General features: G+C 34.8%; 12 protein-coding genes. All 12 read right to left on the bottom strand.

What is annotated here, in order from left to right; translation table 11 throughout:
- Window positions 1–16: 16 nt before the first annotated feature.
- Window positions 17–955: a formyltransferase family protein gene (locus tag L1276_RS17705; RefSeq protein WP_253790128.1), complete on the bottom strand. Its 939-nt coding sequence runs from the start codon at window positions 953–955 to the stop codon at window positions 17–19.
- Entirely contained in the window at window positions 952–2,082 is a 1,131-nt protein-coding gene (locus L1276_RS17710) for a hypothetical protein (RefSeq protein ID WP_253790130.1), read from the bottom strand. The genes L1276_RS17705 and L1276_RS17710 overlap by 4 nt, the downstream gene beginning before the upstream one ends.
- 65 nt (window positions 2,083–2,147) lie before the next feature.
- Window positions 2,148–2,687, bottom strand: coding sequence for a phage tail protein (locus L1276_RS17715; RefSeq protein WP_253790131.1), 540 nt, complete (start codon window positions 2,685–2,687; stop codon window positions 2,148–2,150).
- Between the two features lie 18 nt (window positions 2,688–2,705).
- Window positions 2,706–3,248 carry a phage tail protein gene (locus tag L1276_RS17720; RefSeq protein ID WP_253790133.1) on the bottom strand — a complete coding sequence of 181 codons (543 nt, stop codon included), beginning with the start codon at window positions 3,246–3,248 and terminating at the stop codon, window positions 2,706–2,708.
- A gap of 52 nt (window positions 3,249–3,300) precedes the next feature.
- Complete coding sequence (locus L1276_RS17725) at window positions 3,301–3,843, bottom strand: phage tail protein (RefSeq protein WP_256527411.1); 543 nt, start codon at window positions 3,841–3,843, stop codon at window positions 3,301–3,303.
- Window positions 3,844–4,217: 374 nt separating this feature from the next.
- On the bottom strand, window positions 4,218–5,063 hold the full coding sequence (locus tag L1276_RS17730; RefSeq protein ID WP_253790137.1) for a sugar phosphate isomerase/epimerase: 846 nt from the start codon (window positions 5,061–5,063) through the stop codon (window positions 4,218–4,220).
- A 44-nt stretch (window positions 5,064–5,107) separates the two neighbouring features.
- A complete protein-coding gene (locus tag L1276_RS17735) occupies window positions 5,108–6,370 on the bottom strand; it encodes a sugar MFS transporter (RefSeq protein ID WP_253790139.1) in 1,263 nt (420 codons plus the stop codon).
- A gap of 30 nt (window positions 6,371–6,400) precedes the next feature.
- Window positions 6,401–7,312 (bottom strand): carbohydrate kinase, encoded by a 912-nt coding sequence (locus L1276_RS17740; protein ID WP_253790141.1) that lies wholly within the window; start codon window positions 7,310–7,312, stop codon window positions 6,401–6,403.
- A gap of 54 nt (window positions 7,313–7,366) precedes the next feature.
- Entirely contained in the window at window positions 7,367–8,389 is a 1,023-nt protein-coding gene (locus L1276_RS17745; RefSeq protein ID WP_253790144.1) for a substrate-binding domain-containing protein, read from the bottom strand.
- Between the two features lie 111 nt (window positions 8,390–8,500).
- Window positions 8,501–8,746, bottom strand: a complete 246-nt coding sequence (locus tag L1276_RS17750) for a hypothetical protein (protein ID WP_253790146.1) — start codon at window positions 8,744–8,746, stop codon at window positions 8,501–8,503.
- 160 nt (window positions 8,747–8,906) lie between these two features.
- The gene (locus L1276_RS17755) at window positions 8,907–10,016 is read right to left on the bottom strand and encodes a PepSY domain-containing protein (RefSeq protein WP_253790148.1); all 1,110 of its coding nucleotides are present in this window, start codon (window positions 10,014–10,016) and stop codon (window positions 8,907–8,909) included.
- Between the two features lie 47 nt (window positions 10,017–10,063).
- Entirely contained in the window at window positions 10,064–12,508 is a 2,445-nt protein-coding gene (locus tag L1276_RS17760) for a TonB-dependent receptor (protein WP_253790150.1), read from the bottom strand.
- Window positions 12,509–12,638 lie beyond the last annotated feature (130 nt).

Consider the following 12,638-nt stretch of genomic DNA (forward strand, 5'->3'; position numbering starts at 1 on the left):
AATAAAGTTAGTTAAATTATAAAGAGGCAAATTGTTCGCCATTTTTTATACCAAAAGCAAGCAATTTATGCCCGCTCATAAAGCCTTCTTCTGTATAAACAGTATTTATACGAAGTTGTGTATTATTGTAACATTGTATTATTAAGCCTTTGTTTTCATCTATTTCTAAAATAGTTCCCGGAGGTTTTGTACTGTTCAAGGCTGAATTGGTTTGTGAAACCTCCAATAATCGTATATTGAGACCATTCCATTGTGTATAAGCACCTTTATTCCACGGATTGCAGGCGTTAACTAATGCCTGGATTGATTTTGAGTCCTGTTTTTCCCATTGAATACTCACATCAGAGATAGTTGGTTTTTTGTAATATGCTGCTAAGTTTTCATCCTGATTAATACCTTTATCATTCATAGATAATAAGGTTAATAATTCAGGCAGAATGTAAGAAGCCAGATATGATAAACTGGTGCAAAGCATTCCATGTGTCAAATCAGTATGCAGCGGCATTGTTTTTTTCAGGATTATTTTTCCTTTATCTATTTCCTTCTCTATAGCATGTACAGATATTCCGGTTTCTTGTTTTTGTTTTCTAATCGATTCAAAAACTGGATCTGCACCACGCATTTCTGGTAAAAGTCCATAATGAAAATTATAGAACTTATTAGGATGTTTTTCAATAATTTCTCCGGGAATCTTCCAAGGGAAAGTCATTGTAAAAACATATTTTAAAGAACTGATTCGCAAAATTTCCTGAAGCTGGATATTGAGTTTTGTTTTCTCCATCCATATCAAATTTACACCTGCTTTTGTTGCAAAAACAGAGCAAAAGGCCTTTACATCTTCATTTTCTGCAGGTACACCTATCGTATGTAACCTTCCAAGACTATGTAAAGTTTGTATGGCAGGAAAAGCCATTCGGTTGTTGCATAAAATTACTATGTCGCGTATCGGATTCATGAGTCTAAACAGGCATAAGAGTTTAACCAGGAATTAGAAGGCGTATTTTGAACAGCCAGAATATGTTGATATAAACGACTGCGTTCCTCTTCTAAATCAGTAATTTCAGTTATGTTTTCTAAAATACAGTTTCCGTTTTCTTCATTTTTGGCAACTATAGCATAATACATAGGTGCTTCAGAAAAACCGGTATTTGAATTAATATGTACTTTGCCTCTTGGAGAATCAATTGTAATCTGATCTAATGACTGACCGTTTGAATTGGCAATAAACAAACCAGCTTCCCATCCTAAAAGAGAAAAAACATTTGCTTTCTGTTCGCGAATATTTCGCATCGCAGCTACAAATTCTTCGTTTTCTTTATTTTTTAAATTGGCAGACCATGGAATTGCACAGCTCCAGTTATATCCGGGATAAGAAATCTTATTCAGCCAGGATTCCTCAGCAGTAAAACCACTTCCGTAAGTTTTGCGGGAAGCTATATTTTTTATTTTTGATGATTCTCGAAAAAAATCTTCAGCCATATCCCCGCAGAAAGAAGTCAATATAGAAATATTATCATTTTGTTCCAGAAATTCCTCTAATGGACCTAAATTGAAATCAGTCTTTTTTAAAGGAGTAACATGATTATAATGTATTAATCCTCCATTATCTTCAAGGGCAGTAGCAAAAGTGTAAGGCGGACGATAACCGGCATCATAAAAAGAACAGGTAAAGGCAAAATTCTGCTCGCCTTCTTCGATGGCTTTGCGTACAATTAAACGTGAACAAAGACTATTTTCTAAGGAAATAAAATAAACATTGGATATTTTTTTCTCAAAATTTTGAAAATGATAACCGCTGTCCAGCACGATAAGTAATTTACCCGAACTTTCAAAAAGAGGCTGAATAAATTCTGCAGCTTCAGGGTTAATGTAGGCAACAACAACATCCGTATTACTAAACAGCAATTGTTCACAACAGGAATATATTTCTTTATGGTCTGCGCCAAGTCCTATACTTGCTGTTACAATTTCATGTTTTTCATCGATTCCCATTTTTTTTAGGGAAGATTTTAAACCATCCATTATATCAAAAGAGATAGAAGGGTAAATGACAGATCGAGGCAAGAGTAAAGCTATTTTCATAAATAATTTTATAGATAATTTTTAAAAACAAACTACCCATTAGAAACTCTAATGGGTATAGATTGTTAATTCCTTGAAGGAAAAATTCCCTGAAGGCATATTATATAATTAATACCTAAATAAGGCTGCTGAATTGAAATTGGCTGGTTGCTTCCGGCTACAGCTACAGTTACGGCAGGTGTTATTGGTTTTAAAGCTCCATCTGAGTTCTGGTTAGTATAAAGATTTGGTACAGACGCCAGATAAGCATTTTGAGGCGCGGCAGTATCTCCTGTATCAGCATATGCTTTTAGTGCAAATGTTCCTGTAGCAATATGATTGTGTGCAGGAAGATTTCCAAGAAGCGCAGTTACTGTATTAGTCCCACTTACTTGTCCCAGCACAAATTGAGCTATTCCTTGAGGAGTGCCAGTTCCAACGGCAGTTCTTCCCCTAAAATCAGGTAATGCAAAATTGGTAGTACCATTACCGCCGTATGTAGTGCCTAAAAGACTAAATAAGGCTTGGTTTGTACTTATATTTAGTAGTTGACCCGCACAGTAAGCCCAGTATTTTGGAGCAAAGTTAGGTGCGTATAATCGAATTTCGGATATTGTTCCTTCCATGGTTAGTTTTGGTTTAGTTTAGTTTCTAGTTGGGAAAATTCCTTCTACACAAATAATATAATAGGTTGATAGTGAAGGCTGAATGATTCCAAAAGGCTGACTCGCCCCCGCAGTTCCAACAGTGATTGATGCAGTTTCAGGTTTTAAGTTGCCATCTGGTGCTTCAGCCGTATAGGCTTTGTCTGAACCAGCTAAAATATTTCCTGTTGGTGAGGCTGTGTTTCCTGCTGCACTAGCAGTTGGAATTGTGAGTGTTCCTACGCCTGCCAAGTGAGTATGAGCCGGCATTTGAGCAGTAGTCATGGTAACAGTTTCTGTTCCTCCCAGCTGTCCAATTACTACATTTGGTAATCCGGGTCCCTGACCTGTACCTACGGGAATACGTCCCTGAAGATCTGGCAGCTTAAAAGTAGTCTGCCCGTCACCGCCATATGTTGTCCCAAGTAAAACATAAACGGCCTGATAAACATCAATACTTAATGTTGCTCCATTGCAAAACATCCACCCCCTTGGTGCAAAATTCCCGCCAAATAATCGGATTTCTCCTAAATATCCTTCCATAATAATTAGTTTCTTTAAATTGTTAGTTAAACTGTTTTTTGTTGAATAAGTATTAATTACGAGAAGGGAATATTCCTGTCAAACAAATAATAAAATTCATTCCAGTTGCAGGCTGCATAACACTAAGAGGCTGACTTAAGCCAGAGGGCGCAAGTGTGACACTAAGAGTCGACGCTTTCATACTATCAGTTCCCGGCTCTGTACTACTGTACATATTTGTTTTAGAAGCTAAAGTATTACCATTAGGAGAATTGAGATCTCCAAAATCTGGGTAAACTGGAATTGAAATCGTTGCCGTGGCAGCATGGGTGTGGCTAGGAAGATTCAAAGTTGTTAAATTTACAGTATTCGCTCCTAACATTTCCCCTGATACATACGGTGTCAAGCCTTGACCATTACCAGTTCCTACAGCCGCTCGGCCGGCAAAGTTTGGTAAACCAAAAGTAGTGGTGCCATTACCTCCATAAGTAGTTCCTAGAATAGAAAATAATGCCGTATTGCTTCGTATTGCAACGAGCTGGCCCATACAAAATGCCCAGCTCATTGGAGCAAAATTGGCGGCAAAGAGACGAATTTCTCCAATTGTTCCTTCCATAAATTTTAGTTTTAATAGGTTAATGTTAGTTATTTAGATGTATTGATAATTTGCTAGATTTGGTTGTTGTCAGAAAATTACACGACAGTTTTTTAGTACAATACTAAGTTACTGTATATAAGACTTTTAAAAACAGGTATTTTTACGTGTTTTTAAGTAAGTAAGAAATATTTTATTTTACGTGATTAAAAACAGAAATCATTACTTACTATTTATAAATTCAGCGCCTAAACTTTGATTCAGGATTAAAAGTAGAAGTGTAATGCTTTAAGAAGGAAAAATATGTCACGAAAAAGGGATTTCATGTCATGAAATCCCTTTTTTGATGTAGATAAAAATTACCTGCCGCCCAGCGATGTAGAAATGACCTATACTTAACAGTCAATAATTTTTTGTTTGATGAAATTTAAACTCCCAATAGCCAGATCTTCAGCATTGTGAGGTGAAGTCTGCCATAAAGAAACCGCTTGCTGCATTCCGGGTATTGATGAAGAAAAGTTTTCAAGTACCAGATTCCCTTCAAAATCTATGGCCTTTAAACCTTTAAAAAGATCATCCCAATTTACAGTTCCTTCTCCCGGCATACCACGGTTACTTTCGGTAATATGAAGATGTTTTAGTTTTTTCCCGGCTTCTATTATCGGATCATAAAAATTGTTTTCTTCTATATTCATATGGAAAGTATCCAAATGAAGAGCCAGATTAGCGGCATTAATTTTATTTATTAATTCCAACACATTTGAGCCTGTATTGCAAACATAACTTTCATAACGATTTATAGGTTCAATACCAATTGTAATACCAAGCTTAGCCGCATACAGAGCAGCTTCGCCCAAAACATTGACAATAATTTCTTTTTCCTGATTTGTAACCGGATTTCCGGTAAAAACACCAATTCCGCTATGCAGAACACCTCCTAAAAAAGTAGTTTCTAACTGAGCAGTTTTATCCAAAGCCTTACGAATAAGCGTTAAAGCTTCATTTGGATAAAACGGAATATGGGCTTCTTTAGGAAGATTAAGCGAACATACAACATCAAGATTATTTTCCTGAAGCTGTTTTTTTACCGTTGCAGCATCAAATTCCATATTATTTGGCAAAAGAATTTCAATCAGGTCAAAACCATTTTCAGCCGTTTTTTTGATAGCATAATGTCCTGATTCTGGAGTCCAGTTGGGAGTTATCCACGAAAGGAGGGAAGCGCCTATTTTGATTTTCATTTTTTTAATTTTTTAAAGAAAGGATAATTTTAGTTTTATAATAATTAGCGAATAATATCCTTTTTTGAAAGAACATAAGGCTGCCCAATTGTTTGCGGTTTGTAGTATTTAATGGCAAACATAAGAATCACCAAATAACATATTATAGGTAAAAGATAAGCGTAAGCCACATTAGTATTTGCCACAAAACCCATTATTGGAGGAAAAACTGCACCGCCAAACATGGCCATAACTAAAAAAGAAGAAGCTTGTTCCGTTTTGTTTCCGAGTTTTTTTAATCCGAGGCTGAAAATCGTTGGATACATTACACTTAAGAAAAAATTCAGCATAATTAAGGCGATGAATGAAAGCCAGCCAAAACTTTGAGAAATTACCAGACAAAGCGCAATGTTACATATACAATAAACAGCCAGTAATTTATTTGGAGAAATATACCGCAATAGAAAGGTTCCCATAAAACGACCAATCATCATCATAGCCATACTAAACGAAAAGTAATAGGCTACCTGATTATCGGCCAAACCTGTTTTTTCAACTCCATAATTTATAAAATAAGCCCAGGTACCACCTTGTGCTCCAATATTAAAAAACTGAGCAATAACCGCCCAGATAAAATGTCTTTGCAAATACAAAGGCGCATCTGGAACTACATTTGCATTTTCGTCGTTTGTAATTTGCTCTTCATGATTATGAGAGCCTTTAAGTTGAGGTACTTTTACAAACCAAAATAAGATGGCAATTAAAAGTATAAAACCACCAATAATCATATATAATGTTTTAACAGATTCAAGACCTTCTGCACCTTTAGAATCGAGAATAAAGAAACCACCCAGCAGCGGACCAATTATTGCACCCAAACCATTAAAAGACTGTGCAAAATTTATTCTCTGATCACTCGTACGTTCATCGCCCAGTAAAGCAACAAACGGATGCGCCACAGTTTCAAGTGTTGCAAGACCCGCCGCCAAAATAAATAATGCGATTCTAAAATAAGCGAAAGATTCATTTTGAGCAGCCGGAATAAAAAGAAACGCGCCTAATGCATAAAGAAGTAAACCTAAAATTACGCCGTTTTTATAACCGTATTTTTTCATGAATAATCCTGCCGGAATACCCATTACGGCATAAGCACCAAAAATAGACAACTGCACCAAACCAGATTCGGATTTGCTTATATGCAGTACATTTTGAAAATGTTTATTAAGAACGTCGCCCATTGTAATCGCAATTGCCCAAAAAAGAAAAAGTGAGATTACGAAAGTCAGCGTTAGAATATATTTTTTTTCTGTAAATTTAGCCTGAGACATTTTTTCAAATCATTATTAATATTATACATTTTATTTCGCCTCATTTTCTTTACGAAAAAGCTCAAAATCATTTAAATTATAATTAGGACAAGCGCCTTTTTGAGAAGTAATAAAAGCACCCAAAGCCGTTGCCTGCTTCATAATTTCTACTGGATCTTCGTTTAGAATTCTTTTCGACAGAAATCCGGCTAAAAAAGAATCACCGCTTCCTACAGTATCCTGAATTGTAACAGGAACTGCCGGAGCATCATATTTTGTATTTCCATCATAATACAAAGCACCTTTACTGCCTTTACTCACCAGAACTTCTTTAATATCAAATTTGTCCTGAATAAAATGTACCGAATCATCTTCGCTCACATAATTTTTTTTTAAAAAATCAAGAACTAAGCGCAGTTCGGCTTTGTTCATTTTTACCAAATCGGCTTTATGAAGAAGTTCATTTATAACCGAAATAGAATAGTGCGGAGGGCGAATATTAATATCAAAAACCTTAAACTTAGCGATTTCCAAAAGTTCAAAAAGCGTGTTTTTAGAAGTTTCGTTTCGGGTAATCAAACTTCCAAAAACGAAAGCCGATGCATTTGATATTTTTTCGATATAATCATTTCTAAATTCGATAAAATCCCAGGCAACTGGTTTTATAATATTATAATGCGCTTCGTTATGTTCGTCAATATGAGCAATTACAGTTCCGGTTGGATATTGATTGTCAATCTGGCTGTCCTGGGTCGAAATGTTCCAATCTGTAAGCTGGGCCAAAAGATCGGTTCCCAGTTTATCATTTCCAACACGGCTGATCATGTGCGAATCGATTCCCATTCGCATTAAATTATACGCTACATTAAACGGAGCACCGCCTGCACGTGCACCTTCCGGAAAAATATCCCAAAGTACTTCCCCATAACAATAGATCGATTTTGTATTTATTTCTTGTTTCATGATTTTTTTTTTTTTTTTGATTAAACGTTTAAGCAGAGAGGTAAATAAAAAAGTTTAGTTGTGTTTAGATTTTGTAGACTCGCCAATATGAAGTTCAGCATGTAAAATGACATTTTGTAAAGGCAGTAATTTCGTATTTATTTTTTTATCAAGCATCTGTACAGCCGTTGTTCCAATGGCCGAAAGAGGCTGTTTTACATAAGTTAAAGAAACGGGAAAAAGCTCGTAAGCTTCTGTTTCATCAAACGCGGCAACAGCAATTTCCTGCGGAATACTTACTCCTGATTTTGTCAATTTCTTAAGTCCGGAAACAGCCAGTTTATTACTCGTAAAAAAGACTGCATCAGGTTTTTCGGTATTGCTTAATATTGAATCAAGACCCGTATTAATATCCTGATCAATAGCATCTTTATCAATTAAAAGGACTTGATTTTTATGTATCTGCAAATGATTTTTTTCTAAAGTATCTAAAAATCCCTGAGTTCTTTGCAGTAAATGCTGTAATTCGGTTTTATAAGCTACAAGAAGAATATTTTTATAACCTTCATTTACAAGATGTTCTGTAACTTTTTGACTTATATTGTAATTATTAATCTGAATGCTGTCTGCTTCAATTCCAGATAAATAGCGATCAATTAAAACAAATGGGATTTTTTGTTTTTGAAGTTTTAAAAGGCATTTTTGACTGTTTTCAACGGGAGCAATAATTAATCCATCGGCCTGACGATCAGCAAACATATTGATAAGCGCTTCAAATTTTTCAGCATTTTCATCAGAACTTCCAATTAATAAAGTGTAACCCAGTTTGTTGGCTTCATCTTCAATAATTCGGGCTAACTGAGAAAAGTAAGGATTTGCAATATCGGCCACAACAAGACCAATGATATGGGTACGTTGTGTTTTAAGACTTTTGGCAATATTGTTTGGTCGGTAGTTTAGTTCTTCTGCCGCTTGTTTTACTTTATCAATTGTTTCCTTCGGAATACGACTATCAATCTTATTATTAAGAACATAAGATACAGAGGCGATAGATACGCCTGCTTTTAATGCCACATCTTTTATAGAAATTCTTTTCACGATAACGATTTCAGAGAGGCAAATATAATCAACTTAAACGTTTAAGCAATGATTTATTTTGAAATTTATAAATTAAGTGAGTTAAAAAAATCATTTTAGCAAAGCCTATATTTATGAAGAATGCTCGTCTATGATGTTTTTAACACTGCGGATAAAGGTTTCAGTGTTCTTCATTTCATTCTTAATATAAATATCATAATCAATTAAGCTAAACTGATCCAGCATATCTTTTTTTAGATACTTAATCATCGATTCAATGCTGCGGGTGTCGTTTTCGTTTTGTCTTTTTAATTCACGTTGTTTACTTTCTAAGTAGGCTAAGGTTTTTTTTAATCTTTGAATGCTTAATTTATCCACGCTGAATCTTTTAAATTTATATAACTTCTCTGCTACATACGTTTAAAATGACAATTCAGTTTGTCATCTTTTCAAAAAAATAAAATATTTTAGCCAAATATAATTAACTATTCATATAACTGATTGAAAAAGTATTAGTTATATGAATAATGAATTACATTTATTTTTTAGATTTTTTTCTTCCAAGCCAAATTAAAAGACCGGTAACAGGGAGTGTTACCGCAAAAAGACATACCAGAAAAGCAAGGATTTTAGTAGGATAACCGTAAATGCTTCCTGTATGAATAGGGTAAATTAGACGCCTTACTTTGTCGCCGTCGCTTAATTTTTCGTATGGACGGCTTTCTAAAATTTGCCCCGTATATTTATCAAAATAGGCGTTACTTGAAATATTCGGAATCGATTTTTCGAGGTTTAATTTGATAATCATGATACTGTTTATGGTATCAGATGGAATTCTAATTTGTGTATCGCCTTTGTATGGGTAAAGACTATCAGTTTTCGAAAATATATTTTGGTAGAAATACGTTTTATCAAGTTTAGGATCAACTTTGGTTGGGTTTTCAACTTTAGCCGAAGGTTTCTTTGTAGTGCCGTCAGCCAGTAAATAAATAGTACTTTCAAACCATTTAAAAGACCAGGTTAAACCCGTTAAGGAAATTATCAGTAGAAAAAGAAAAGTGTAGAAACCAAAAGTCGAGTGAAAATCCCAATTAACCCTTTTAAACGAAGCACTCCATTTTACGGTTAATCGTTGTTTTAGATTTTTTATTTTCTTCGGCCACCATAAAATGATTCCCGAAATCAGCATAAAAACAAAAATAAGACAGCTGCATCCGGTAATAAACTTTCCAACATCACCTAAAATTAAATGACGGTGTAAATCTAAAACAACCGAAAAAAAACGGCTTCGTTCCGGAGTTTTACCCAAAACCTTCCCAGTGTAAGGATCAACAGAAAAAATCTGACCCTTTTTATCCGTATCTGTTCCCGTAACAATTACCGTCCTTTCAGGATCATTAAAAGCATAAATTCGCTTGATTTTCTTAATTGAATAATTTTGCTGAATGTCTTTAATATAAAAATCAACCGTCATTTTTTTTGTTCCGATTTCCGAAACCTTATAAAATTCGGGATTTACAAACTCATCGATTTCCTCTTCAAAAACAAGAATACTTCCGGTAAGTGCTACAATAAAAACAATTAGCCCGGACGCAAGTCCGAGCCAAAGGTGTAATAAGCCAATATTTTTTTTAAACGTTTTATTCATATAAATAAGTAATTCAAAAATGTTTTCAAATATAAATAAAGCATTTATTAAAATGAATACCCTAATGTTAACAACCAGTTTGATGGCGCACCAGGAAACAAGCGAATATAATCGTAACCGCCAACCCAGTATGTTTTGTTGGTTATGTTGTTAGCATTCAGCTGAATTTTAAATTTATTGATGTTGTAATACAAAGCAGCATTAAACAAAGTATAACCCGGAATGGTCTGAGTTACAGTCTGGCTTAAGTTACGGGTAGTTACAAAATTACTTCCAAAAGCAAGACCAAAATCTTTTAAAGCACCGTTTGTAAAGTTATAACGCGTCCAGACATTTCCTTGCTGAACTGGTGTATTTGGTTTTTGTCTTCCAATTTCAGTTGCTACAGGACTTTCTGTAATGGCAGCTTCATTATAGGAATAAGCGGCAGAAATACTCCAATTACGGGTAATGTTTCCGTTTACGTCAATTTCAATACCTTTTGATTCTTCTTCACCAATAGATCGCATTAAATCTGGATTTGTTGGATCATTGGCCGGATATAAAGTATTTTTCTGCTGAATTTTAAACAAAGCTACAGTCACAAAAAGTTTTTCTTTAAACCAAGAAGATTTTCCTCCAAATTCGACCATATTGCTTTCTAACGGATCAAACGGACCTCCTGCATTTGGATTTGATAACGATGATGCGGTCTGCGGATTGTATCCTTTAACGTAAGTTCCGTATAAGTTAATGTTTGGATTCAGTGTATAAGTCAATCCAAAACGTGGAAGGAACGAATGCTGTTTAACCTTCTTTTCAGTCGTTTTTTTGTAGTTTTCTTTATCTGAATATTCGTCGTAACGAACACCAATTAAAGCCTGAAAAGCGCCAAATTTAATATGATCCTGAAGATAAATTCCATACAATGAATAATAAGTTGGGTCAAACGGACGAGCTGCATAAAAATATTTACTCATGTCTTTTAACTGCTGAGAAGCCATTGGATTTGTCAAGTCAAAATGCGCTACGTTTGGAACCGGATTTCCTTTAGAATCTAATAAATAAAGATTCTTTTTTGCCGGATCATACGTTGCAATAGAACCGTTATTGGCAGCATTTCTATATCCGGTTGCCTGCAATTGCGAACCTCCAGACGGAACTTGTTCTTGTGCATAATCATAACCGGCAATTAAATTGTGATCTAAAGCTCCCGTTTTGGCCTGATATTTAAAGAAAGCAGAAAGATTATCAATATAACGTTTACGTTTACGCTGAAATACCTGCATTTCGATTGCGGTTGGAATTGTCGATCCGTCTCCGGCAGAAGCATATTTATTTGCGCCGCGGTGTTCCAAAAGATCTTCGGTATAACCTGTACGAATGTAGGATGCCGATAATGACAAACGATCTGTAAACTGATGATTTAAAGAAGTTGTAACAATATAGGTTTCTTCATTTAAATAATCATTGGTTGAGTTTAATGAATTAGACGTTTTTGTCGAATATAAATTATTTTCATAAGTCGATTGTCCTCGGTCTAAATTACTTTTAGAACTGGTATAAATCAAATCGAAGTTTACACTGGTTTTATCATTTGGAAGAAACGAAAGAGAAGGAGCAATTACAATATTTTTGTCGAATTGTAAATCTCTAAAAGAATTAGCATTTTCATAACCTAAATTCAAACGGTATAAAAGTGATTTATCTTCGGTTAGAGGACCAGTAAAATCAGCTAAAGCTCTTAAAGTATTAAAACTTCCAGTAGAAAAACTTACGCTGTTTGCCGCCTGATCCAGCGGTTTTTTTGTAACCCTGTTTATAACTCCTCCGGGAGAAGCATTTCCAAACAAAGCAGAAGAAGGTCCTTTTAAAACTTCAACACGCTCCAAATAATTAGCAAGAGGCTGTTTCCAGAAACCTGTAGAAGTTCTCATTCCGTTCAACAACTGCGTGTTGCTTCCTCCGTTAATTCTAAAACCTCTTATCGAAATATCATCATAAAAAGTAAACTGGCTCACACCGCTGAAGTTTTTTACGACTTCGCCTACGCGGATAGAACCCTGATCTGCGATTAATTCCTTTGTAGCATAAGAAACCGCCTGAGGAAGATCTTTTAAAGCGATTTCGGTTTTCGCACCAATAAAAGATTTCGTGTTTTTATACGATTTCTCTTTTCTTCCTGTAATTTCTACAGTTTGTAAAGTATTGACATTTTCCTGTAAAACTATTGAAAGTTCAAGGTTTTCATTTTCATGCAGTTCTACCGTTTTTTCCTGTACAGAAAATCCCATTGCCGAAAAATAAACGGTATAAGTTCCTGGTGTTAGATTGTTGATTTCAAAATTTCCTTTGTCATCAGAAGTAGTGCTTTTTTTAGGGCTTTTAATAGAAATTGAAGCATAAGAGACAGCTTCATTACTCTCGGAAGTTAATTTTCCGGAGATTTTGGCATTTTGCGCCTGCCCTAAATTAAAAAAGGCAAGAAGCAAAAATAAATAAGTAAATTTCATGGTGGGCGATTATTTTAATTTAGGCTGCAAATCTATACTTATTTAGATTAATTACAAATAATTAGAATTAAATAATGAGCAGATTTTACAATAATTTTAAGAAATCTTCGCCATCAATCTTAAAATGAAA

This window comes from Flavobacterium sp. HSC-32F16, assembly GCF_024171645.1.
Classification (GTDB): Bacteria; Bacteroidota; Bacteroidia; order Flavobacteriales; family Flavobacteriaceae; genus Flavobacterium.

Excerpts from the sequence above, each read along its gene's own strand:
- L1276_RS17760 (WP_253790150.1), bottom strand. The coding sequence starts at position 12,508 with ATGAAATTTACTTATTTATTTTTGCTTCTTGCCTTTTTTAATTTAGGG.
- L1276_RS17755 (WP_253790148.1), bottom strand. The coding sequence starts at position 10,016 with ATGAATAAAACGTTTAAAAAAAATATTGGCTTATTACACCTTTGGCTC.
- L1276_RS17715 (WP_253790131.1), bottom strand. The coding sequence starts at position 2,687 with ATGGAAGGAACAATATCCGAAATTCGATTATACGCACCTAACTTTGCT.
- L1276_RS17720 (WP_253790133.1), bottom strand. The coding sequence starts at position 3,248 with ATGGAAGGATATTTAGGAGAAATCCGATTATTTGGCGGGAATTTTGCA.
- L1276_RS17705 (WP_253790128.1), bottom strand. The coding sequence starts at position 955 with ATGAATCCGATACGCGACATAGTAATTTTATGCAACAACCGAATGGCT.
- L1276_RS17740 (WP_253790141.1), bottom strand. The coding sequence starts at position 7,312 with ATGAAACAAGAAATAAATACAAAATCGATCTATTGTTATGGGGAAGTA.
- L1276_RS17710 (WP_253790130.1), bottom strand. The coding sequence starts at position 2,082 with ATGAAAATAGCTTTACTCTTGCCTCGATCTGTCATTTACCCTTCTATC.
- L1276_RS17730 (WP_253790137.1), bottom strand. The coding sequence starts at position 5,063 with ATGAAAATCAAAATAGGCGCTTCCCTCCTTTCGTGGATAACTCCCAAC.
- L1276_RS17725 (WP_256527411.1), bottom strand. The coding sequence starts at position 3,843 with ATGGAAGGAACAATTGGAGAAATTCGTCTCTTTGCCGCCAATTTTGCT.
- L1276_RS17735 (WP_253790139.1), bottom strand. The coding sequence starts at position 6,370 with ATGTCTCAGGCTAAATTTACAGAAAAAAAATATATTCTAACGCTGACT.